Origin of the sequence: Cellulomonas hominis (assembly GCF_901521055.1) — a bacterium.
Lineage (GTDB): Bacteria > Actinomycetota > Actinomycetes > Actinomycetales > Cellulomonadaceae > Cellulomonas > Cellulomonas endometrii.
Genome location: NZ_CABEGA010000026.1, coordinates 1 through 21,561, shown reverse-complemented (window position 1 = coordinate 21,561; position 21,561 = coordinate 1). Strand labels below are relative to the sequence as shown.

Here is a 21,561-nt window from a genome sequence, read left to right as displayed (position 1 = left end):
GTCGGCTCTCCAGGGCGTGGGTGGCGCGGGTGCGTCACAGGACGGGCAGGTACTCCAGCGTGCGCAGCCGCACGTGGCTCGTCGTCGGGCGGCCGTGGCTGGTGGCGTGCACCCCGACCCACAGGCCGAGGAACCCGCCGGTGGACACGGAGTCGAGCGTGCGGGCGTCGGCCCGCGCCACGACGACGGGCTCCCCGGTGCCGGCGGCGGCCAGCAGGTCGACGTCGACGCCGCGGACCCGGGCCGTGAGCACCAGGTCCGCGTCGGACCCGGCCGCGGGCAGCGCCGTCTCGCCGAGCACGCGGTCCGTGCCGCCCTGCCGGTGGACCGCGCGGACCCGCCACGACCCGTCCCCGTCCGGCGCCGCCGCGAGCCGCACGTGGTCGTCCTCGGACTGCCGCACGGCGATCCCGCACTCCTCGCCAGCGGCCAGGTCGGCGTGCACGGTGGCCCGGACGTCCGCCGCGCGGTGCTGCAGGCGCACGCCGAGGAACGCGGACGCCTCGGGGTCGGCGAGGGTGGTCGGCCGCAGCGGCAGGTCCCAGCCGTCGTGGAGCGGCGTCGCCACCTCGGACGGCAGCGCGCGCAGCGACGTCCACCGCGGGTCGTCGGGCCGCACGACCCCGGAGGCCCGACCCTGCACGACGCCGGGGCGCCACGCCCGGGCGAACGGCACGTCGACCGACGCGGGGACGCGGCCCGCCCCGGGGGCGAACACCGGCCAGCCGTCCTCCCAGACGACGGGCACGAGGAACGTCTCGCGCCCGAGCGGGTAGTGGTATCCGCCGTACGGGCGCATGCCGAGCAGGACGGCCCACCAGCTGCCGTCGGCCGCCTGGACCAGGTCGGCGTGACCGACCCCGACCACGTCGCTGCCGCGGCCCAGGTGCCGGTGCGTGAGCACGGGGTTGCCCCTGTGCCCGACGTACGGGCCGGTGACGTGGTCCGCGCGCGCGACGCTGACGGCGTGGTGGAACTCGGTGCCGCCCTCCGCCGCGAGCAGGTAGTAGGCCCCGTCGACCCGGTACAGGTGCGGGCCCTCCGCCCAGACGACGTCCCGGAGCGCCCCGGTCCACACCACGTGCTCCGGGCCGGTCAGCGCCAGGGTCGCCGGGTCGAGCTCCCGGATCCACACCTCGGTCTGGTCGTGCCACTGCGGCTCGCGGGCCAGGCGGGTGCCGTGCACCCAGACCCGGCCGTCGTCGTCGAAGAAGATCGACGGGTCGATGCCGTCGGCGTCCAGCCACACCGGGTCGGACCACGGGCCCGCCGGGTCGGTCGCGGTGACCAGGAAGTGCCCGCCCCGCGCGGGGTCGTCGCGGTCGACGAGCGTGCAGACCACCCAGAACGTGCCGTCGTGGTGCCGGATCGTCGGGGCGTACAGGCCGCCGGAGGACCCGATGCCCGCGTAGTCGAGCTGGCCGGGGCGGTCGACGACGTGCCCGACCTGCGCCCAGGACACGAGGTCCCGGCTGTGCAGCACCGGCAGCCCCGGGAGGTACTCGAACGTCGACGTGACCAGGTAGTAGTCGTCGCCGACCCGGCAGATCGAGGGATCCGGGTAGCAGCCCGGCAGGACCGGGTTGTCGACCTGCGTCACAGGGCGGTGACCTTCACCTCGACGAACCGCGGGTCCTCGCCGGTGACCTCGTGCACGTCGCCCGTGACGGCGAGGACGGCGCGGGGGGTCGCGGTGCCGGGGAACGTGTGCCGCTCGCCCGCGCGGTGGCTGCTGATCGCGCCGCCGGTCGTGTCCCCGAGCTCGCGCCCGGCGGGGGTGCCGGCGTGCGAGGCGACCCACACCTCGACGTCGCCGGGCTCCACCACGCGCACCATCCGCCGGTCGGAGAACGCGAGCCGCGTCGTCGGCACGGTGAACGTGACGCGGCGCTGCTCGCCGGGCTCCAGGTCGACGCGGGCGTAGCCGAGCAGCTGCGCGACCGGGCGCGTGATCGTCGCGAGGACGTCGTGGGCGTAGAGCTGGACGGTCTCGGTGCCGCGGCGGTCGCCCGTGTTGGTGACCGTGACGGCGGCCGTGAACGTGCCGCCGGCCGCGATCGAGGGGTCGACCACCAGGTCGTCGTACCCGAAGGTCGTGTACGTCAGGCCGAAGCCGAACGGCCGGACCGGCGTGGAGTCGGCGGCCGTGACGTCGGACGGGCCGCCGAGCAGGGGGTGCAGGTACCCGTAGGGCTGCGACCCGGTCGACCGCGGCAGGGACACGGGGAGCCGGCCGGAGGGGTGCACGGCGCCGGTCAGCACGCCGGCCACCGCCTCGCCGCCCCGCTCGCCGGGGAAGAACGCCTGCACGACGGCCGCGGGGCGCGGGCCCTCGCCGTCCAGCGCCCAGCCGATCGCGTACGGCCGCCCGGTGAGCAGCACGAGCACGACCGGGGTCCCGGTGGTGAGCAGCTCCTCGACCAGGCGGCGCTGCACGCCGGGCAGCTCCAGGGACTCGACGTCGTTGCCCTCGCCCACGGTCCCGCGGCCGAACAGGCCGGCGTCGTCGCCGACGACCACGACGGCCACGTCCGCGGACGCGACGGCGTCGACGGCCGCGGCGAAGCCGGACGTGTCGTCGCCCTCGACGGCGCAGCCGGGGGCGTGCACGATCTCCGGCCGGGGGGCGCCGGCCTCGTCGAAGGCCGGGCCGAGCGCGTCGAGGACGCTCGCGATCTCGAAGCCGAGCGGCACGTCCGGGTGGTGCGCCAGCACGTGGTTCGCGAACGAGTAGCAGCCCATCAGGGCCTGCGGGCGGGCGGCGTTCGGCCCGACCACGGCGACCCGGGCGGGCGCCGGGCCCGTGCCGCCGGCCAGCGGCAGCAGCCCGTCGTTCGCGAGCAGCACCACCGACTCGTCCGCCAGGCGGCGGGCGAGCTCGCGGTGCCGCGGGGAGTCGAGGTCCACCGTGGCGGGGGGCTCGTCCTCGTACGCGTCGGGGTCGAGCAGCCCGAGCTCCTCCTTCTGCGCGAGGGCGCGCAGCACGGCCCGGTCGACGTAGCCCTCGTCGAGCAGCCCCGAGCGGACGCGCTCGGCGAGCGGCTCCAGGTAGGCGTCGCCGGTCGGGAGCTCCACGTCGATGCCGGCGGTCAGCGCCTGGGCAGCCGCGTCGCCCCGGTCCGCGGCCACCGCGTGCATCACCTCGAGGAACGCGACGGCGAAGTAGTCCGCGACGACCACGCCGTCGAAGCCCCAGCGCTCGCGGAGCACCCCGGTCAGGTACGTCGGGTCCGACGCCATGGGCACGCCGTCGATCTCGGTGTAGGCGTTCATCACCGAGCGGACGCCGCCGTCGCGCACCGCCATCTCGAACGGCGGGAGGTACACGTCGGCCACCTCGCGCGGACCGGCGGACACGGGCGCGTGGTTCCGGCCGGCCCGGGAGCCGGAGTACCCGACGAAGTGCTTGAGGGTGGCGTGCACCCCGGCCTCCTGCATGCCGCGCACGTACGCCGTGCCGACCGTGCCGACCAGGTACGGGTCCTCGGCGATGCACTCGTCGACCCGGCCCCAGCGCGGGTCCTGGATCACGTCGAGCACCGGGGCGAGGCCCTGGTGCACGCCGAGCTCGCGCATCGAGTCGCCGATGGCCCGGCCGACCTCGTGGACCAGGTCGGGGTCGAACGCCGCGCCCCACGCCAGCGGGGTCGGGAACGTCGCGGCCTGCCACGCGGCCAGGCCGGTGAGGCACTCCTCGTGCACCAGCGCGGGGATGCCCAGGCGGGTCTCCCGCTTGAGCCGGCGCTGCTCCGCCCACAGCCACGCGGCCCGCTCGGCGGGCTCCACGGGCCGGGTGCCGTACACCCGGGTGTAGTGCCCCAGGCCGTGCCGGGTGACCTCGGGCAGCAGCCCGGCGTCCTTCTGCCCGGCGGCCATCTCGGACTGCATCGGGGCCACGGTCCCGTTCTGGTCCAGCCAGTAGCCCACGAGCTGGGCGAGCTTCTCCTCCAGCGTCATCTGCGCGTGCAGGGCGCGGACCCGCTCGGAGACGGTGGGCAGGGCAGGGATCTCGGACACGCGGTCCTTCTCCTTCGTCGAGGTGGAGCGGAGCGGGGGCGGACGGGTCGGCCGGGGGGTCAGCCCTTGACGGCGCCGGTGAGGCCGCCGACGATCCGCCGCTCGAACAGTGAGAAGAACACCAGGGCCGGGATCATCGACAGCGACGTGAACGCGAGCACCCGCGCCGTGTCCACGGAGTACTGCGACGCGAACGACTGCACGCCGAGCGGCAGCGTGTACGCCGACTCGTCGTTCAGGACGAACAGCGGCAGCATGTAGCTGTTCCAGCTCGCCACGAACGCGAGGATGCCCACGGTCACGACGCCGGGCACCGACAGCGGGACGACCATCCGGAAGAAGAACCCGAGCCGGCTCGCGCCGTCGATGGACGCGGCCTCCTCCAGCTCCTTGGGGATGGCCCGCAGGAACGGCACCAGGATGATGATGGTCGTCGGCAGGGCGAACGCGATCTGCGGCAGGATGATGCCGCCCAGGGAGTTCATCAGCCCGAGGTTCCGGATCATGATGTACAGCGGCGTGATCGCCACCGTCATCGGGAACATCAGGCCCGCAGCGAACAGCGAGTACATCGCCGCGCGGCCCCGGAACTGGTAGCGCGCGAGCACGAAGCTCGCCATCACCCCGAGGACCACCACGCCGATGGTCGTCGCGATGCCGCAGATGACCGAGTTGCCGAACTGCTGCCAGAACAGCGAGCTGGTGAGCACGTCCCCGTAGTTGCCGAACTCCCACGTGCTGGGGAAGCCCGACGGGTCCTGCGTGATCTGCGAGTTGGTCCGCAGGCCGCCGAGCACGATGTACGCGACGGGCCCGATGCAGACGCCGACCAGCAGCCACGCGACGACGTAGACCATGGGGTTGACCCGGTCCAGCGTCGACCGGCGGCGGCGCGGCGTCGCGGTCGGGGAGGGCAGCGGGGTTGCCTGCACGGCGGTGGCGGCCATCACTTCTTCCTCTCGGTGAGCGCGCCCTCGGTGTCCCGCCGCAGCACGAACCGCTGGTAGGTCAGCGCGATGACCAGCGAGATGAGGAACAGGAGCACGGCGACGGCGTTGCCGAACCCGTAGTTCCCGGCGTTGCGGCCGTTGACGACCATGTAGGTGGCCATGGTGGACGTGCCCGCCGTGGCGGCGACGTACTGGCCCCAGATGATGTAGACGAGGTCGAACAGCTGGAGCGACCCGATGATCGACAGGAACGCCCAGATGCGGATGGTCGGGCCGAGCAGCGGCAGCGTGATGGCCCGCTGGGCCTGCCAGTAGGTGGCCCCGTCGATCGCGGCGGCCTCGTGCAGCTCCTCCGGGATGGACTGCAGCCCGGCCAGGAACAGGATGACGGCGAAGCCGATGTACTTCCAGGTGATGATGATCATCAGCGACCAGATCGCGACGTCCGGGTCGGACAGCCAGTCGACGGCCCACCCCTCGAGGCCGATCTTGCCGAGCAGGTCGTTCACGGCCCCGGTGGTCTGGAGCATGAGGCTCCAGCCCGTGCCGACGATGACCTCGGAGATCACGTAGGGGACGAAGATCAGGACCCGGATGATCGAGCGCCCGCGCATCCTGCGGTTGAGCAGCAGCGCGAGGATCACGGCGGCCGGCCCCTGGAGCACCAGGGACAGGATCACGATGACCGCGTTGTGCCGGAGCGCGTCGAGGAACGTGGGGTCCTGCAGGATCGTGGCGTAGTTCTCCAGGCCGACGAAGTCGGTGGGGGCGCCGAAGCCCTTCCACTTGAAGAACCCGTAGTAGGCCGCCATCACGACGGGGAAGATGACGAAGGCCAGGAAGATCAGGATGGCCGGGCCGGACAGGAGGGTGATCTCCAGGCGCTGGCGCCAGTCACCCCCGCGGCGGCGCGGCCGGCGGGCCGGGGACGGCGCCGTGACGGCACCGTCCCCGCCCGCGGAGCGACCACCGGGCGACGTCATGACCAGCGGGCCCTCGCCCTGCGAGTAGTCGCTCATGGTGCTGGTTACTCCTTGGCTGCTGCCGCGTTCACGGCCTCGACGATCCCGGCCGCGTCGCCGTCACCGGCGAGCATCTCGACGACGCCCGCGTTCAGCGCGTTGCCGACGTTCTGGCCGAACATCGTGTCCAGCCAGACCGTGACGTAGGCGGCGTCGTTGTAGGACGCGAGCACGTCGGCCAGGGCGGGGTCGGTGACGACGCCCTGGGCCTCCTTGCTGGCGGGGAGCGTCACGAACGCCTCCGCGTAGCCCTCCTGGTACTCCTTCTGCATGAAGAAGTTGAGGAAGTCCGCGCACTCCGGCGGCGCCTCGGCCGAGCAGGTGAAGCCGTCGACGCCACCCATCATCGCGGTGGGGTCGCCCTCGCCGCCGTCGACCGCCGGGAAGGGGAACCAGCCGAGGTCCGGCAGGGGCTTCTGGTCGGCGGTCAGGGAGGCGATGACGCCCGGGTCCCAGGCGCCCATGAGCTCCATGGCGGCCTGGTGGTTGGCGATCAGGCCGGCGGACGAGCCGGCGCCCTGCTGGGCGGTGGTCGTCAGGTAGCCCTCGTTGAACGGCTCGGTCCCGGCGAACTCCTCCAGGTCCTCCCCGGCGGCGGTCCAGCACGGGTCGTCGAAGGACATCTCCTTGGCGGCGGTGTCCATCGTCTCCTGCGAGCACTCGCGCAGGGCGAAGAAGTAGTACCAGTGCGCGGCGGGCCAGGCGTCCTTGGCGCCCAGGGCGATCGGCTGGATGCCGGCGGCCTTGAGCTTGGTGACGGCGTCGTCGAGCTCCGCGAAGGTGGTCGGCGTCTCGGTGATGCCGGCCTGCGCGAACAGGTCCTTGCTGTAGTAGATGCCGCCGGGCAGGACCGCGGTCGGCATGCCGTAGACCTTGCCGTCGACGGAGAACGCGTTGAGCGCCGCGTCGCCGACCGCCTCGCGGGTCGAGTCGTCGATCAGGTCGGTGATGTCCTGCGCCTGGCCGGCCTCGACCACGTCGGCGAGCTTGCCGCCGCCGCGGGCCATGAAGATGTCCGGCGCGTCGCCCGAGTTCAGGGCAGTCTGCAGCTTGCCGTCCATGTCCTCGTTCTGGATGGACTGGACGGTGATCGTGACGCCCGGGTTGGCCTCCTCGAAGTCGGCGACCGTGCTCTCCCAGTACGCCTTGCCGGGGCCGGTGGTCGAGTTGTGCCAGAACGTCATCTCGACGTCCCCGCCACCGCTCGAGCCCGAGTCGTCGCCGCCGGAGCCGCAGGCGCTGAGGCCCAGTGCGCCCAGGAGGAGGACGGCCGGGACCGCCAGGGTCTTCCTTGCCTTCATCAGATCTGCCCTCTTCGTTGAGTTGAACAGAGTGACGGCCTCCCCGGGAGGGGGACCGGAGGTACGGACGCGGGGCGCCGGCCCGGGGGCCGGACGACGCCCTGGTGCGTCGGGGTGCTGCGCTCAGTCGCTCGGCGTGGCGCCCGGGCGACCCGTCGACCGGTGCCGTGCGTGGTCTCGCTCGTCGTCCATGACGGGCTCCTCGTCGTCGCTGACTGGGGTTGCAGGGCCGACTCTGGCAGCCGTGGAACTGACGTGTCAACCGATGTCGATAACGGTTTCGCAACCACTACGATCAGGACATGAGGAATCGCGTGACGATCACCGACGTCGCCCGCGAGGCCGGCGTCTCGGTGGCCACGGTGTCCAAGGTGATCAACGGGCGGGACGGCATCGCCCGCACCACCGCCGCGCACGTGCAGCAGGTCGTGGCGGACCTCGGGTACGAGTCCAGCCTGGTCGCGCGCAGCCTGCGCTCCCACCGGACGCACGTCATCGGCATCCTCGTCGCCGAGTTCGAGCCGTTCAGCACCGAGATCCTCAAGGGCGCCGGCGCCGCGCTCGCCGGGACGCCCTACGCCCTGCTCGCGTACACCGGCGGCGGCGGCCGGCCGGGGCAGGCCGGGTGGGAGCAGCGCTACCTGTCCCGGCTCAGCGGAACGCTCATCGACGGGGCGGTGCTCGTCACCCCGACCGTCGTCGAGGTCGACGCCGGCGTCCCCGTGGTCGCGGTCGACCCGCACGCCGGGCCGGGCGGGCTGCCCACCGTCGACTCGGACAACCAGCGCGGGGCGGTCCTGGCCGTCCGGCACCTGCTGGACCTGGGGCACCGGCGGATCGGCTTCCTCGGCGGCCGGCCCGACCTCGAGTCCTCCCGGCTGCGCGAGGCCGGCTACCGGCAGGCGCTCGCGGAGGCCGGGATCGACGTCGACCCGCTGCTGATGCACGTCGCGGAGTACCGGCGGGACGCCGCGTCCGCGCCGACCGAGGCGATGCTCGCCCTCGCCGACCCGCCGACCGCCGTGTTCGCGGCCAACGACCTGTCCGCCATGGGCATCCTCGACGCCGCGCACCGCCTCGGGCGCCGCGTCCCCGAGGACCTGTCCGTCGTGGGCTTCGACGACATCCCGGAGTCGGCGTCCACCGCCCCGGCCCTGACCACCGTCCGGCAGGAGATCCAGCAGCTCGGCGCGAGTGCGGTGGACCTGCTGCTGCGGCTCCTCGAGGGCGCACCGGTCGACGAGCAGCACGTCCGGCTGCCGACCACGCTCGTCCCGCGGAGCAGCACGGCGCCGCCCCGGGCCTGACCGGGTCGGCCTAGGGTGCGGGGATGACCACGACCACCTCCGTCGCCGTCCCCCCGGTGCTGGTCCGCGACCACCGCGTGCCCGTCCCCGTCGACCGCGCCGACCCCACGCGCTACCCCGACATCGAGGTGTTCGCGCGGGAGGTCGTCGACCCGGCGCGCGACGCGGAGGACCTCCCGCTGCTGCTGTTCCTGCAGGGCGGACCCGGCGGGATGGGCCCGCGCCCGCTCGGCGGCGGGTGGTGGTCGACGGCGCTGCGCACGCACCGGGTGGTGCTGCTCGACCAGCGCGGCACCGGCCGCTCCGGGCGGGTCGACGGCCGCACCATGGCGCGGTTCGGTTCCGGGGAGGAGGCCGCGGACTACCTGGCGTGCTTCCGGGGGGACGCGATCGTCGAGGACGCGGAGGTCGTCCGGCACGCGGTCTACGGCGGCCGCCGGTGGGCGACCCTCGGCCAGTCGTACGGCGGGTTCCTCACGCTCGCGTACCTGTCCCGGCACCCCGGGGCGCTGACCGCCTGCTACGTCACCGGCGGGTTGCCGGGCGTCGACGCCACCGCCGAGGACGTGTACGCCCGGACGTTCCCCCGGCAGGCCGCGCGGGTCGCGGCGTTCGCCCGCCGGTACCCCGGCGACGTGGCACGGCTCGGGGCGCTCGCGGACCGGCTCGCCGCCGGGGACGTCGTGCTGCCCGACGGCGACCCGTTCACCGTGCGCCGCCTGCAGACCCTCGGGATGCCGCTCGGGATGAGCACCGGCGTCGACAGTCTGCACTGGCTGCTCGACACCCTGGACCCCGACGCCGGCGGGGCACCGGACGCCGCGTTCGCCCTGGCGGTGCAGACGCAGACCGGGTTCGACGCCAACCCGCTGTACGCGGTGCTGCAGGAGGTGATCTACCACCAGGGCGAGCGCGCGGGCGGCTGGGCGGCGCAGGCGGAGCTCGACCGGCACCCCGGGCTCGACCCCGTTGCCCGGCCGCTGGGGCTGACCGGCGAGGCGGTGTTCCCGTGGATGTTCGAGGAGATCCGCGCGCTGCGACCCTTCCGTGCGGCCGCCGAGGCGCTCGCGGCCCGCACGTCCTGGCCCGCGCTCTACGACCCGGAGCGGCTCGCGTCGAACGAGGTGCCGGTCGCGGCCGTGCAGTACGTGGACGACCCGTACGTCGACCTCGACCTGGCCCTCGGCACCGCGGACGCCGTCGGCAACGCCCAGGTGTGGGTGACGAACGAGCACCTGCACGACGGGCTCCGGGTCGCGGGCGACGTGATCCTGCCGCGCCTGCTCGACCTCGCGGCGGGCCGCTGGTCGGTCACGCGGGGCTGACGACCCGGCGCGGGCCCGGCGCGGGCCTGGCGCGGGCCTGGCGCGGGCCTGGCGCCGCCCGGCGCCGGCCCGGCGTCAGAGCAGCCGGCGGGCGCCCGGGCGCACCACCCGCAGCCAGCGGTAGCCGTAGGCGGGCAGCTCGACCTCGACGCGGCCGTCCGGGGCGACCTCCGTCTCGCCGTCCTGGAGCAGGTCCACCAGGCGCACCGCCGGGTCCCCGTCGGCGCCGCTCGCGCGCGACGCGGTCCCGTCGGCCGGCCCCGTCTCGCCCGGGGTGCGGACCGTGTCGGCCAGCCGGAGCGGGACGGTGACGGCCTCGGGCCCGAGGTTGTGCAGGGCGACCATCGACGCGTCCTGCCACGTGCAGCGGTGCGCGAGCACGGCGGCGTGCGGCTGGTCGAGGATCTCCGCGCGGGACGCCCAGCCGAGCTCCGGGCACTCGCGGTACCGGCGCACCAGCAGCTGCACGAACGCGAGCAGCGAGTCCGGGTCCCGGCGCTGGTCCGCGACGTTCACGTGCTCGGGGCCGAAGCCGCCCTCGACCACCGGACCGGACAGCCGGCGGCGGGGCGCCGCCGAGAAGCCACCGTTCGTCCCGGAGGTCCACTGCATGGGGGTGCGGACCGCCAGCCGGCCGTCGGCGGCCAGGTTCTCGCCCATGCCGATCTCCTCGCCGTAGAACAGCACCGGCGTCCCGGGGAGCGTGAAGAGCAGCGAGTAGACCATCCGGACCCGCCGCGGGTCGCCGCCGAGCATCGGGGGCAGCCGCCGCCGCAGGCCACGCCCGTAGACCTGCATGTCCTCGTCCGGGCCGAACGCGGCGAACACCTCCGCGCGCTCGTCGTCCGACAGCTTGTCCAGGGTCAGCTCGTCGTGGTTCCGCACGAACGTCGCCCACTGCGCGTCGTGCGGGATCTCCGGGCGGTCGCGCAGCGCCTGGGCGACCGCCCCGGCGTCCTGCCGGGCCAGCGACAGGTACAGCTGCTGCATCGCGACGAAGTCGAACTGCAGGTTCAGCTCGTCGCCCTCGGCGGAGCCGTCGCCGTCGCCGTCGCCGAAGAACAGCCGCTGCTCCTCGTACGGGAGGTTCACCTCGCCCATGAGGATCGCGTCCCCGGTGCGGCGCGTCAGGAACGCACGCAGGGCCTTGAGGAACTCGTGCGGGTGCTCGATGTCGTCGGCCGGCGACTTCGCGGTGTCGGCGAGCATGAAGGGCACCGCGTCCACCCGGAAGCCGGACAGCCCGACCTGCGCCCAGTAGCCGACGACCTTCGCGATGGCGTCGCGCACCTGCGGGTTCGCCGTGTTGAGGTCCGGCTGGTGCCGGTAGAACCGGTGCCGGTACCAGGCCCCGGCCTGCTCGTCGAACGTCCAGATCCCCTGCTCCTGGTCGGGGAACACCACCTGGTCGGAGGTGGGCGGCGGCTCGTCGGTGCGCCACACGTAGAAGTCCCGGAACGGGCTGTCGGGGCTGCTGCGGGCGGACCGGAACCACGGGTGCCGGTCCGAGGTGTGGTTGACCACCAGGTCCGCGATCACGCGGATGCCCCGGTCCCGGGCGGTGCGGATCAGCTCCACGAGGTCACCGGCGTCGCCGAGCCGGGGGTCGACCGAGTAGAAGTCCGTGATGTCGTAGCCGTCGTCACGGTCGGCCGTCGGGTAGAACGGCATCAGCCACAGGCAGGTGATGCCCAGGTCCGCGAGGTGGTCGAGCCGCTGCACCAGGCCCGGGAGGTCGCCGATGCCGTCGTCGTTCCAGTCCATGAACGTCTCGACGTCCAGGCAGTAGACGACGGCGTTCTTCCACCACAGGTCGCCGGTGTCGCGGATCCTCACGCGTCGTCCCCCCCGGTCCCGGCGTCCAGCGCCTTCAGGGCCGGCAGCAGGTGCTCCGCGGCCAGGTCGATGAACGCGTCCAGGGACGACGGCGGGTGCGTCACGGTCGGTGTCGCGTCGTCGTGCTTGTCGTGGTCCGGGACCACGTCCGTGGCCACCTGGTGCAGGTAGACCTCGTCGAACCCGATCTCGACCAGCTCGACCAGCCGGTCGCGGAGCCGCTCCGGGTCGTGCTCGACGACCACCGAGGTCCCGAGCGTCTCGTCGTCGACCGTCCGCGCCAGCTCGTCGAACCCCTCCGGGGTCGCGACGTCCCACGCCGCCGGAGGTCCGGCCGCGTTCCCCGCCCACTGCTCGCGGGCCAGCCGCCACGCCTCGTCCGGGTCCGTCGCGTACGACACGTGCGCCTGCAGGATCACGGGGCCGCGGCCGCCGGCGTCCCGGTACTCGCCGATCACCCGGCGCAGCTTCTCCGGCTCCTGGTTCACGGTGACCAGACCGTCGGCCCAGTCGGCGTGCGCCCGCGCGGTCTCGGCGGTCACCGCCGGGCCGATCAGCCGCGGCGGCACGTCGGGGAGCGTCCACAGCTGCGCGTGGTCCACCGTGACCAGGCCGTGGTGGGTGACCTCCTCACCGGCGAGCAGCGCGCGGATCACCTGGACGCACTCCCGCAGCCGGGCGTCCCGCTCCGGCTTCGGCGGCCACGGGTCGCCCGTGATGTGCTCGTTCATGTTCTCGCCCGAGCCGAGCGCGACCCAGAACCGGCCCGGGTACATGGCCGCCAGCGTCGCCGCGGCCTGCGCGATGATCGCCGGGTGGTACCGCTGGCCCGGGGCGTTCACCACCCCGAAGGGCAGCCGGGTCGTGGCGAGGGCCGACCCGAGCCAGGTCCAGGCGAACCCGGAGTGGCCCTGGTTGGTGCTCCACGGCGCCCAGTGGTCGGAGCACATCGCGGCGTCGAAGCCGGCCTCCTCCGCGTGCTGGGTCGCGGCGAGGAGCGCGCTGGGGTGGACCTGCTCGTGCGAGTTGTGGAAGCCGACGCGGGTCATGTCGTCGTTCCTACCGGCTCCCGCGCTGGTCCGCGCGGGGAAGGGCCGGCCCGGGGGCCGTCGGAGGACCCGTCCGGGGCCGGTGCCGGTCGCCCGACGACGTAAGGTACGACCTCGTGGCGACCCTCTCCGCCGTGACGCGACAGCACATCCTCCAGGCCATGGCCGAGCACGACACCCGTGGTGCGCAGGACTTCCTCGGCGTCTACGGCTACCCCCTGACCGGCAGCACCTTCGAGCACGAGGGGCGCCGGTACCCGAGCGTCGCGATCGTGGGCGTCGCCCACCGCTTCGCGACGGGCCGCCTGGCGTCCGTGGACGAGTTCCACGGGGGCGACCCGGCGATCGAGGCGCTGCTGCGCAGGCGGGGCTTCGACCTGCCGGAGCCCGCCGGCGCTCGCGCGGCCGCACCGGCGCGCACCCGGGCCGCGGCCGCCCCCCGGGCGCGGGCCGCGGCGCCCGCCAAGCCCCGCGCCGTGCAGCGCGAGGAGGTCGTGCGGCTGTGCCCGACCTGCTCGATGGCGCTGCCCGCGACGGGCGTCTGCGACTACTGCGACTGATCCCGGCATCGGTGGCGGCGTCGGCGGTGCGGCGCCCGGTCACACCGCCGCCGTCCTCCCGCGCTGCTCGGGCAGGACTCTCGGTGGCGTGACCGCGTAGCCGAGGGCCAGGAGCGCCGCCGTCGCCGCCGCGGGGTCGTCCCGCACCGCCGCCCGTAGCTGGACGTCCCGCCACCGCTCCCGCCCCGCCCGGATCGCGCCCTCCCAGCCGTCGCGTGCGTCCAGCCCGAACTCCCGCACCACCATCTCGAGCACGTCCTCGAGCGCGGGCCGGAACCGGTGGCCGCCGAGCGGGAAGTGCAGGGTCGACACCCGCGGCACGCGGCCGCGGCGGACGCTCGCAGCCCGGGATCGTCCCCGGAACCGGTGACCGGCCGCAATCATGGCGAAGACCAGCTCGTCCCGGTGGCCGTGCACGTTGAGGTGGGCGGCCGGGACCTTCCCGTCGGAGGACTCGTCGTAGTCGTACCGGAACAGGGGCTCGGCGAAGCCGTCCGCGGCGACGGAGAGGCTCGACCAGCGCACGGCGACGAACCCGCGGGTGTGGTCCCACGCACAGCGGTACCTGAGGAACTGCCGCAGCACCACGTGGCCGTCGACGGTCAGCGGGATGCCCTCGTCGGGGCTCTGGCGTACCGAGACGTCGTGGACCTCGTCCGGCGTCCTCCGGACCACGAACGGTCCGGGCTCACCCGGGAGCACCGCGGCGACGGTGTCGTGGAGCTCGGCGGCGAACCGCTCCACCCGGGCGAGCAGTTCGAAGTCGTCCACGGAGGAGCTCGTCATCGCCCGACGAGGATCAAGAGGCTCTCCAGCTCGCGCAGGATGGGCCACTGCTCGGGCGACAGCATCCCGTCCTCACCGCGCTCCCGGAGCGTCTCGAGGTCCAGCCCGGCCTCCGCCAGCAGGGAGGACGTGCGGTCGGCGATCTCCTCGAGAGTCCAGATCTCGACGATGGGGTGCATCGGTCCTCCTCGGCGCGGCGGTGCCGGCCCAGGTGGCCGTCGTCCGCGGTCCCGCCGACGCTAGCCGCACCGCGCTCTGCGCTGTCCAGCCCGACTTCGCGGCTGTGGACCACGGCCGGCGCGCCGGCCGCCGCGCCCGTCACCGCGCCGGCGCCACCTCCGCGACCTGCGCGAGGATCGCGTCCAGCACGGCTGCGCGGTCGAACCGCAGCGCGAACTCCCGCGCCCGCTCGCCCAGCGCCGCGCGCTCCTCCGGTGCCATGCGCAGCGCCCGGTCGAGCGCGGCGGCGATCGCCGCGGGGTCGTCCACGGGCACGATCAGCGCGGTGTCCCCGACGGCCTCGGGGATGCCGCCGGTCTCCGTGGTGATGACGGGCCCGCCGCCGGACAGCATCTTCTCGACGAGCGCGATCCCGAACGTCTCCACGAACTCCGGCCGGGGCTTGCTCGGCAGCACGTACGCGGCGGCGCCGGCCATGAGGTGCGGCTTCTCGTCGTCGGACACGTCGTCGAGGAACAGCACGCGGTCGGCGACGGGCGACGCCGCGGCGTGCGCGCGCAGGCGGGCGGCGTCCGGGCCGTTGCCGGCGATCACGAGCCGGTGCGTGCCCGGCGCGGTGCTGGCGGCGTAGCCGTCGATGAGGTCGTCCACGCCCTTGGCCGCCGCGAGCCGCGACAGGTACAGCACGTAGCCGTCCCGGTCCAGGCCCCGCGCGGCGAGCAGGGCGTCGGTCTCGGCGTCGTCGCGGGACAGGTACCGGGCGACGTCGACCGCGGGGTAGGAGATGCGGACGCGCTCGCGGCACTGCGCGGCGAACGTGGTGCCGTGCTTCGCGTCGACGGCCTCCGCCTCGGCGACGATCAGGTCGCGGGTGTACTCCGAGACGGCGAGGCACACGTCGTGCTCCAGGTAGGAGGAGAGCACGTGCGCGGCGGCACCGAACCGGTCCGCCTCGACGCAGGCGCGGACGACGTTCGTGACGTCGGAGCCCACGGCCTCCGCGACGGTCGTCACGTTCACGGGCAGGCCGGTGCGGCGGGCGACGTGCACGGCGTCCGCGACGGCGGTGGCGTGCGGGCTCAGGTAGAGCGACAGCGCGACGGTCGGCACCCCGTCGGTGAACAGCTCCACCAGGCGCCCGATCAGCCCCGCGACCCAGCGGCCGTCCGGCACCTTGTAGTCCCCGACCGGGTCGGGGCGCTCGACGACCACGCCGTCCCGGTACGGCAGCACCCGGTCGAGCGGCTTGAGCGGGAGTCCCGCGGCCTGCAGGCGGTCGATCGGCCAGGTCACGATGCGGACCTCGTCGAACCCGCGGTCGAGCGCGGCCTCCGCGAGGTTGCGCGCCTCGCCGGAGTGCCCGCAGATGACCGGGTCGGCGCGGACGACGATGACGAGCCGGCGGTCCACGCGGCGGGGCGGTGCGACGTCGGTCGCGGCGATGAGGGTGGAGTCGGTCACGGCGTGCCTCCGAGGACGGGTGCGTGGGGCAGGGTGCTGAGGGACGGGGGCCGGGCGGCGGCGGTCCACGGGCCCGGCTCGGGGCCGAGGTCGACCTGCAGCCGCCCGCCCGCATGGAGCTCGGTGCCGGTGAGCCACGTGCGGCCCAGCTCGGCGCCGTCCAGCAGCACCCGCTGGACGTGCTGGGCGGGACGGTCGGGCTCGGGTTCGACGAACCCGGTGGTCTCGATGGTCAGCGGCCTGCCGCCGACGTCGACGCGGGCCTCGCGCCACGCCGGCGCGTTGAGCAGGAAGAGGTTCTGCCCGGCGACGGGGAACAGCCCGAGCGTCGCCCACACGTACCAGGACGACAGGCCGCCGGAGTCGTCGTTCCCGGGCAGACCGCCGCGGCCGGTCCCGAACTGCTGCTGCGTGATCGCGTGCACGACGTCCGCGGTGCGGTCCGGCCGGCCGGCGTACTGGTAGGCCCAGGGCGCCTCCATGTCGGGCTCGTTGTTCAGGCCCTCGAAGCGGTGCAGGCCGTACCCGGCGAGCATCTCGTCCTCGGTGGGAGCGAGCCCGGGCTGCTGGACGGGGTCGGCGCCGTAGCCGAAGAACCGGTCGAGCAGCGCCACGAAGGCCTCGTCACCGCCGGCCAGGTCGATGCGGGCGGCCATGTCGTGCAGCAGGCGGAAGGAGTAGTTCCACCGGCCGCCCTCGTAGAACGTCGAGTCACGGAGCAGCCCGGTCGCCGGGTCGAACGCGTTGCGCCAGCGGGCGGCGAGCGGCGCGAACTGCCCGACGAGCGTGCGGTCGCCCACCTGCTGCGCGATGACCGCGGTGCAGAAGTAACCGAACGCGATGTCGAGGGTGTGGCTGATCGGGTGGGTCCGGCCGTGCAGCAGGAACTCCTCGCCGTACGTCCGGCGCAGGTCGTTGTGCAGGTGCACGAGCGCCCAGTCCCAGTCGAACGGCAGCCCGAGGGCGCACAGGTCCGCGAGGAACGTGTGCGCCAGCGCGCTGCCCTGCCGGGAGAACCGGTCAGCGCCGCGGGCCATCCGGTAGCCGATCGGGAAGTTCCCCTCCTCCTCGGCGATGTGCAGGATCGCGGTGGCCAGCTCGACCGCCTTGTCCGGCATCAGCGCCGTGAGCAGCGGGAGCTGCGTCCGGTAGATGTCCCACATGGTCGCGATGTCGTAGGCGAACGGGGTGTCGGTCGGCCAGAACGGGCTCTCGTCGGGCGCCAGGCACGGCTTGATGAGCGAGTGGTAGAGCGCCGTCGACAGCACCGTCTGCTTGTCCGCCGAGGGGGTGTCCACCTGCACCTTGGCGAGCTCGTGCCGCCAGGCGTGGGCGGTCCGGGCGCGGCGCTCGGTGAACGACGACGGACCGGGGCCGCACTCGCGCAGCAGGTTCGCCCGCGCCTGCTCGACCCCGCGCAGCGAGAACCCGAACCGCAGCTCGACGACCTGCCCGGGCTCGCTCGGCCCCGCCCACATCAGCCCGAACGGGCGCAGCGTGGTCGGCCGGATGCGGTCGAAGTCGAGCCGCGTGCCGCCGGGCATCAGCCGCCGGTCGTACCAGAGCAGCTGCCGCCACTGCAGGGTGTCGCACTCGACGTGCACCGCCAGCGGGGCGCCCTCGACGGTGATCTCGCCCTGCGCGACGCCCGGGGCCACCGACTCCAGGTGCGCCCGCAGCGGGACGGTCCGGCCGTACGGGATGTCCAGCCCGCCGAGGCTGAGGTCGATCACCAGCCGGGCGTCGCGGTGCGCGGGGAACGTGTACCGGTGCACGGCGGACTTCGGGCCGACGGTGACCTCGCAGCGGATGCCGGAGTCGAGGGTCGCCGCGTAGTAGCCGGGCTCGGCGCGCTCGTCGATGAGCTCGTACAGCCGGCCCAGGTCGTCGAGCGGCTGCAGCATCGGGGTGACGCGCACGTAGTTGTAGTACTTGCGGATCGCGCCCGTGCCGGACTGCTGGAAGTGCGTGAACCCCGACGCCCGCTGCGTCGTGTGCAGCGTCGGCGGCAGGCCCTCGGTCGACAGGTCGTACCGGCCGTACCCGGTCGGGTAGGCCCCGGAGTACGCGCACGCGCTGACCATCCCGAGCGGGTACGTGGCCCCGGGGTGCGTGTTCCCCACCTGCGGCTTCGGCCACCACCACGTCGCGGCGAGGCCCGTCTGCGGCGGCAGCGCGGTGGCCTCGGTCCCGATGAAGGGGTCGACGTGCTCGAACATGCGCCCGTGCCCCCTCCTGGTCGCGCTGGTCGTGTCCGGGAGCCGCGGCGCGCCCGGTGGAGGGAAGGTACGCGCCGGAGGTGTCCGGCGGGTTACGGCGCGGGGGCGACGCGCCGGCGACACGCCGGTCCGTGCGCCCCGCGTGGGTCAGCGCGGCCGGCGGCCGGCCGGTCGACGTCGCAGCCGCAGGTCCCGGACCTCCAGGGCCAGCGCCGCCAGGAGCGCGACGACCGCAGCGATCCACAGGGCGGCGGCGAACCGCTCGCCCAGGTCGGTGACGGCCAGCACGACCAGGGCCGCGCCCAGCAGCAGCAGCGCCGTGACCGCACGGGCGTGCGAGCGGGGTGCGGCACCGTGCGGTGCGTCGGTCATGCGGGCTCCTGAGGGTGCGTCGGGCTGATGCGTCGGGCGGGTGCGGGCGGGTGGTCCGCGGGGTCGGCGGGTCGTGCGCGGCGGTGCGCGGTGACGACCGTACCGAGGCGGCGCCCGCTGCGCCGAACGTGGGACATCCGCCCGCCCGGGTCATGCGGCGGGCCCGTCGTGCCGAGGACCTGCGCATGGTGGAGTCGACGCCGGCCCCTGCGCCGGGCTGGTACCCCGACGGGGTGACGCCGGGCGTGCTGCGGTGGTTCGACGGCGCGGCGTGGACCGAGCGGGTCGTCGCGGACCCCGCCCGGCCTGTCGCGCCGCCGCCGGCCGCCGTCGCCGTGGCCCCCGGAGCGGCGTGGGCACCCGTCGGCCACCCGTACGCCGCGCCCGCTCCCGGCTGGTCGGCGCCCGCGCGCACGACCGCCGCTGCCGGCGCCGTGCCCTGGTACCCGCACGCCCCGGCCCGGTCGGGTCCCGGGCCGCGGGAGGCGTTGCACTGGGTGCTGCCCGTCGGGCGGTCGTGGCAGTCGATCGTCGCCGGCTACGTGGGGCTGCTCGGCCTGGGGATCTGGGTGCTCGGGCCGTTCGCGATCTGGTTCGGGCTGTGGGCGCTGCGCCGGGCGAGCACCGGCGGCCACGGGCGGGGCCGCGCGGTGTTCGGCATCGTCGCGGGGACGGTCGGGACTGCGCTGATGGTGCTGACGGTCGTCACGGGGCTCGTCCTCGACCCCGCCTGACGGCTCAGCCCCAGGCGCCCCGCGCGTACTGGACCGGCCAGCCCGTCGGCTCGCCCGGCAGGACGGCCGCTCCGGGACCGCCGTCGTGCGCGAGCACCGGGGTCTTGTCGTCCAGGGTGTGCGCGGCGCGCAGCGGCCAGTGCGGGTCGAACAGCGCCGGGCGCCCGAGCATCACGGCGTCCGCTGAGCCCTCGGCGAGCACCTGCTCGGCCTGCTCCGGCGTGGTGATGAGGCCGACCGCGGACGTCGCGACGCCGGCGGTCTCCCGGACCGTCCGCGCGGCGGGCACCTGGTACCCGGGGCCGACCGGGATGGTGGCGTGGACGTTGCCGCCGGTCGAGACGTCGACCAGGTCGACGCCGTGCTCGCGCAGCCACACGGCCACCTGGGCGACGTCCTCGACGGTCAGCCCGCCCTCGGTCCAGTCGGTCGCGGAGACCCGGACCAGCAGCGGCCGGTCCTCCGGCAGCACAGCACGCACCGCGTCGACCGTGTCGAGCAGCAGCCGCGCGCGGTCGGCCAGCGAGCCGCCCCAGGCGTCGGTGCGGAGGTTCGAGAGCGGGGACAGGAACTGGTGCAGGAGGTACCCGTGCGCGGCGTGCACCTCGACCAGGTCGAAGCCGGCGTCGAGCGCCCGGCGGGTGGCGGCGGCGAACTGGCCCGGGACGTCCGCGACCTGCTCGGCCGTGAGCTCCTGCGGCGCGTCGTAGCCGGCGAACGCGACGTCCGACGGGCCGACCGTCGTCCAGCCGCCGTCCGCGGCGGGGACGGTGCCCGAGCCCTCGCCGAAGCCCCGGTACGTCGACGCCTTGCGGCCGGCGTGCGCGAGCTGGACGCCGACGGCGGCCCCGCGGCTCCGCACGAAGTCGGTGATCCGGCGCCACGCCGCGACCTGCTCGTCCGACCAGATGCCGACGTCGTTCGGCGTGATCCGGCCCTCGGGGACCACCGCGGTGGCCTCGGTCAGCACGAGGCCGAACCCGCCGACCGCGCGGGCGCCCAGGTGCGCGAGGTGCCAGTCGGTCGGCACGCCGTCCGCGCCGGCGGAGTACTGGCACATCGGCGCCAGCCAGGCGCGGTTGCGGAACGTGGTGCCACGGAGGGTCACGGGCGACATCAGGAGGCTCACGTGAGCCGCAACGGCCGTGCCCGCGGCGACCATTCCGGGCGTCCGCCCGGAGTGACGCAGGTCACTGAACCGGCGCTACTCGCCGGTCCGCCCGTCGACCGCCTCGCGGAGCAGGTCGGCGTGCCCGTTGTGCCGCGCGTACTCCTCGACGAGGTGCGTCACGACCCATCGCAGGCTCGGGGCGCGGCCGTCGGGCCACGTCCGGCGCGCGCGGAACCCGGGCCCGCCCTCCGCGAGCGCCTCGGCCAGCGCGGCTCGGGACCGGTCCACCGACGTGCGCCACTGGTCCCGGAGCTGCTCCGGGGAGTCGTCCGCGGCGGAGTGCCAGTCCCAGTCCGGGTCGGCCTGCCAGTCGACTGACGCCCACGGCTCCGGGCGCGGACGGTCGTGCAGCGTCCGGGTGCACCAGTCGTCCTCGACGTACGCGAGGTGCTTGAGCAGCCCGCCGAGCGTCATGGTGGTCGGGTGGATCGTCGCGGCGAGCCCTGCGGCGTCCAGCCCTTCGGTCTTCCACGCGAGCGTCGCCCGCTGGAACTCGAGGTACCCGATCAGCGTGGCGGCCTCGTCGCCGTCCAGCGGCGGCTCGGGGCGGCCCTGCTCGTCCCGGTCGACGGGCCCCGGGGAGGTCGGCTCCAGGGCCGCGGGGTCGGCCGGCACGTCGAGCTCCCGGGCGGCCGCGGAGATCCGGCGGGCGAGCGCGACGTCCCGGTCGCTGAGACCGCCGACGTCGTGGGAGACCAGCCGCACCAGCACCGACCCGTACCGCAGCTCGACGTCGGGGTGGTGGTCGGCGGCGTCCGCGAGCTCGCCGACGGCGTCCACCAGCTCGACACCCGTCGTGAACGACCCCGTGCGGAACTGCGCGCGGGCCTCGCCCCGCACCACCCGCCAGTCGTCGACGCCCTCGGCGGCGCGGAACTCCTCGGGACTGAGCACCTGGTCCATGTCGGCACCGTAGACCCGGTCGCCGACGCGCAGGTCAGCCGCGACCGGCGGCAGACGGTCGCGGTCAGCCGGCGGCGTCGAGCCAGGCGAGCAGGACGTTGCCGACGGTGGCCACGCTCAGCAGCAGCACGCCGATCCGCAGGGCGCCGTCCCCCCGGTTCCGCCGGGGGCGGTCCTCGGCCGCGGGGGCCGGGTCGGGGTCCTGGCCGGTCTCGTGCAGCCCCGCCGGGCGGTCGTTGCCGGGCTGGACGTACGGGGCGACGTCGTCGGAGATCAGGCTGTCGATCGCGGCGGCGTCCAGGGGCGGGACCCGGCTCTTGTAAACATCTCCGAGTCCACGAGACGCGATCCTTACTCCCATTGCGGCT

Annotated in this window: 19 protein-coding genes; 4 read left to right on the top strand and 15 right to left on the bottom strand. The window is 74.6% G+C overall.

Going from position 1 to position 21,561, the window contains the following annotated elements; all coding sequences use genetic code 11:
• Positions 1-34 precede the first annotated feature (34 nt).
• The 5 genes from KJP73_RS07385 to KJP73_RS07365 form a co-directional block, all read right to left on the bottom strand.
• Positions 35-1,600: a glycoside hydrolase family 43 protein gene (locus KJP73_RS07385; RefSeq protein ID WP_213282153.1), complete on the bottom strand. Its 1,566-nt coding sequence runs from the start codon at positions 1,598-1,600 to the stop codon at positions 35-37.
• Positions 1,597-3,957: a beta-glucosidase family protein gene (locus KJP73_RS07380; RefSeq protein WP_213282182.1), complete on the bottom strand. Its 2,361-nt coding sequence runs from the start codon at positions 3,955-3,957 to the stop codon at positions 1,597-1,599. The genes KJP73_RS07385 and KJP73_RS07380 overlap by 4 nt, the downstream gene beginning before the upstream one ends.
• A gap of 119 nt (positions 3,958-4,076) precedes the next feature.
• Entirely contained in the window at positions 4,077-4,964 is an 888-nt protein-coding gene (locus KJP73_RS07375) for a carbohydrate ABC transporter permease (RefSeq protein WP_213282152.1), read from the bottom strand.
• Positions 4,964-5,950 carry a carbohydrate ABC transporter permease gene (locus tag KJP73_RS07370; RefSeq protein WP_249669193.1) on the bottom strand — a complete coding sequence of 329 codons (987 nt, stop codon included), beginning with the start codon at positions 5,948-5,950 and terminating at the stop codon, positions 4,964-4,966. Before KJP73_RS07370 ends, KJP73_RS07375 begins: the two co-directional genes overlap by 1 nt.
• A 44-nt stretch (positions 5,951-5,994) precedes the next feature.
• Positions 5,995-7,290, bottom strand: coding sequence for an extracellular solute-binding protein (locus KJP73_RS07365; RefSeq protein ID WP_213282150.1), 1,296 nt, complete (start codon positions 7,288-7,290; stop codon positions 5,995-5,997).
• A gap of 302 nt (positions 7,291-7,592) precedes the next feature.
• Between KJP73_RS07365 and KJP73_RS07360 the strand changes: the two genes are divergently transcribed.
• Both KJP73_RS07360 and KJP73_RS07355 read left to right on the top strand, forming a co-directional pair.
• Positions 7,593-8,597: a LacI family DNA-binding transcriptional regulator gene (locus tag KJP73_RS07360; protein ID WP_213282149.1), complete on the top strand. Its 1,005-nt coding sequence runs from the start codon at positions 7,593-7,595 to the stop codon at positions 8,595-8,597.
• 23 nt (positions 8,598-8,620) lie between these two features.
• Positions 8,621-9,922, top strand: a complete 1,302-nt coding sequence (locus KJP73_RS07355; RefSeq protein ID WP_213282148.1) for an alpha/beta fold hydrolase — start codon at positions 8,621-8,623, stop codon at positions 9,920-9,922.
• Between the two features lie 75 nt (positions 9,923-9,997).
• On the opposite strand, the gene KJP73_RS07350 is transcribed toward KJP73_RS07355, so the two are convergent.
• The gene (locus KJP73_RS07350; RefSeq protein WP_213282147.1) at positions 9,998-11,758 is read right to left on the bottom strand and encodes an alpha-amylase family protein; all 1,761 of its coding nucleotides are present in this window, start codon (positions 11,756-11,758) and stop codon (positions 9,998-10,000) included.
• Positions 11,755-12,807, bottom strand: coding sequence for a TIGR03885 family FMN-dependent LLM class oxidoreductase (locus KJP73_RS07345; RefSeq protein ID WP_213282146.1), 1,053 nt, complete (start codon positions 12,805-12,807; stop codon positions 11,755-11,757). Before KJP73_RS07345 ends, KJP73_RS07350 begins: the two co-directional genes overlap by 4 nt.
• 134 nt (positions 12,808-12,941) lie before the next feature.
• Between KJP73_RS07345 and KJP73_RS07340 the strand changes: the two genes are divergently transcribed.
• Positions 12,942-13,367, top strand: coding sequence for a hypothetical protein (locus tag KJP73_RS07340; RefSeq protein ID WP_249669188.1), 426 nt, complete (start codon positions 12,942-12,944; stop codon positions 13,365-13,367).
• A gap of 39 nt (positions 13,368-13,406) precedes the next feature.
• Here the strand turns inward: KJP73_RS07340 and KJP73_RS07335 are convergent, their stop codons facing one another.
• From KJP73_RS07335 to KJP73_RS07315, 5 genes are all read right to left on the bottom strand, one after another.
• Positions 13,407-14,153, bottom strand: a complete 747-nt coding sequence (locus KJP73_RS07335) for a hypothetical protein (protein WP_213282144.1) — start codon at positions 14,151-14,153, stop codon at positions 13,407-13,409.
• The gene (locus KJP73_RS07330) at positions 14,150-14,332 is read right to left on the bottom strand and encodes a hypothetical protein (protein WP_213282143.1); all 183 of its coding nucleotides are present in this window, start codon (positions 14,330-14,332) and stop codon (positions 14,150-14,152) included. Before KJP73_RS07330 ends, KJP73_RS07335 begins: the two co-directional genes overlap by 4 nt.
• Positions 14,333-14,471: 139 nt before the next feature.
• A complete protein-coding gene (locus tag KJP73_RS07325) occupies positions 14,472-15,794 on the bottom strand; it encodes a glycosyltransferase (RefSeq protein ID WP_249669187.1) in 1,323 nt (440 codons plus the stop codon).
• Complete coding sequence (locus KJP73_RS07320) at positions 15,791-18,013, bottom strand: glycoside hydrolase domain-containing protein (RefSeq protein ID WP_213282142.1); 2,223 nt, start codon at positions 18,011-18,013, stop codon at positions 15,791-15,793. The genes KJP73_RS07325 and KJP73_RS07320 overlap by 4 nt, the downstream gene beginning before the upstream one ends.
• 147 nt (positions 18,014-18,160) lie before the next feature.
• Positions 18,161-18,385, bottom strand: coding sequence for a hypothetical protein (locus KJP73_RS07315; RefSeq protein WP_213282141.1), 225 nt, complete (start codon positions 18,383-18,385; stop codon positions 18,161-18,163).
• A gap of 185 nt (positions 18,386-18,570) precedes the next feature.
• On the opposite strand from KJP73_RS07315, the gene KJP73_RS07310 reads away from it, so the two are divergent.
• Positions 18,571-19,119, top strand: coding sequence for a DUF2510 domain-containing protein (locus tag KJP73_RS07310; RefSeq protein WP_213282140.1), 549 nt, complete (start codon positions 18,571-18,573; stop codon positions 19,117-19,119).
• Positions 19,120-19,123: 4 nt separating this feature from the next.
• Here KJP73_RS07310 and KJP73_RS07305 read toward each other — a convergent pair whose 3' ends face one another.
• The 3 genes from KJP73_RS07305 to KJP73_RS07290 form a co-directional block, all read right to left on the bottom strand.
• Entirely contained in the window at positions 19,124-20,236 is a 1,113-nt protein-coding gene (locus KJP73_RS07305) for an NADH:flavin oxidoreductase/NADH oxidase (RefSeq protein ID WP_213282139.1), read from the bottom strand.
• Between the two features lie 87 nt (positions 20,237-20,323).
• Entirely contained in the window at positions 20,324-21,193 is an 870-nt protein-coding gene (locus KJP73_RS19625) for a DinB family protein (protein WP_349628297.1), read from the bottom strand.
• A 64-nt stretch (positions 21,194-21,257) separates the two neighbouring features.
• The coding region (locus KJP73_RS07290) for a hypothetical protein (RefSeq protein WP_213282138.1) at positions 21,258-21,561 on the bottom strand (304 nt) is incomplete at its 5' end.

Bases quoted from the DNA above. Each gene is read 5' to 3' on its own strand.
- KJP73_RS07380 (WP_213282182.1), bottom strand. From the start codon at position 3,957: ATGACGCTGGAGGAGAAGCTCGCCCAGCTCGTGGGCTACTGGCTGGAC.
- KJP73_RS07375 (WP_213282152.1), bottom strand. From the start codon at position 4,964: ATGGCCGCCACCGCCGTGCAGGCAACCCCGCTGCCCTCCCCGACCGCG.
- KJP73_RS07370 (WP_249669193.1), bottom strand. From the start codon at position 5,950: ATGACGTCGCCCGGTGGTCGCTCCGCGGGCGGGGACGGTGCCGTCACG.
- KJP73_RS07365 (WP_213282150.1), bottom strand. From the start codon at position 7,290: ATGAAGGCAAGGAAGACCCTGGCGGTCCCGGCCGTCCTCCTCCTGGGC.
- KJP73_RS07360 (WP_213282149.1), top strand. From the start codon at position 7,593: ATGAGGAATCGCGTGACGATCACCGACGTCGCCCGCGAGGCCGGCGTC.
- KJP73_RS07355 (WP_213282148.1), top strand. From the start codon at position 8,621: ATGACCACGACCACCTCCGTCGCCGTCCCCCCGGTGCTGGTCCGCGAC.
- KJP73_RS07345 (WP_213282146.1), bottom strand. From the start codon at position 12,807: ATGACCCGCGTCGGCTTCCACAACTCGCACGAGCAGGTCCACCCCAGC.
- KJP73_RS07335 (WP_213282144.1), bottom strand. From the start codon at position 14,153: ATGACGAGCTCCTCCGTGGACGACTTCGAACTGCTCGCCCGGGTGGAG.
- KJP73_RS07330 (WP_213282143.1), bottom strand. From the start codon at position 14,332: ATGCACCCCATCGTCGAGATCTGGACTCTCGAGGAGATCGCCGACCGC.
- KJP73_RS07320 (WP_213282142.1), bottom strand. From the start codon at position 18,013: ATGTTCGAGCACGTCGACCCCTTCATCGGGACCGAGGCCACCGCGCTG.
- KJP73_RS07315 (WP_213282141.1), bottom strand. From the start codon at position 18,385: ATGACCGACGCACCGCACGGTGCCGCACCCCGCTCGCACGCCCGTGCG.
- KJP73_RS07310 (WP_213282140.1), top strand. From the start codon at position 18,571: ATGGTGGAGTCGACGCCGGCCCCTGCGCCGGGCTGGTACCCCGACGGG.
- KJP73_RS07305 (WP_213282139.1), bottom strand. From the start codon at position 20,236: ATGTCGCCCGTGACCCTCCGTGGCACCACGTTCCGCAACCGCGCCTGG.
- KJP73_RS19625 (WP_349628297.1), bottom strand. From the start codon at position 21,193: ATGGACCAGGTGCTCAGTCCCGAGGAGTTCCGCGCCGCCGAGGGCGTC.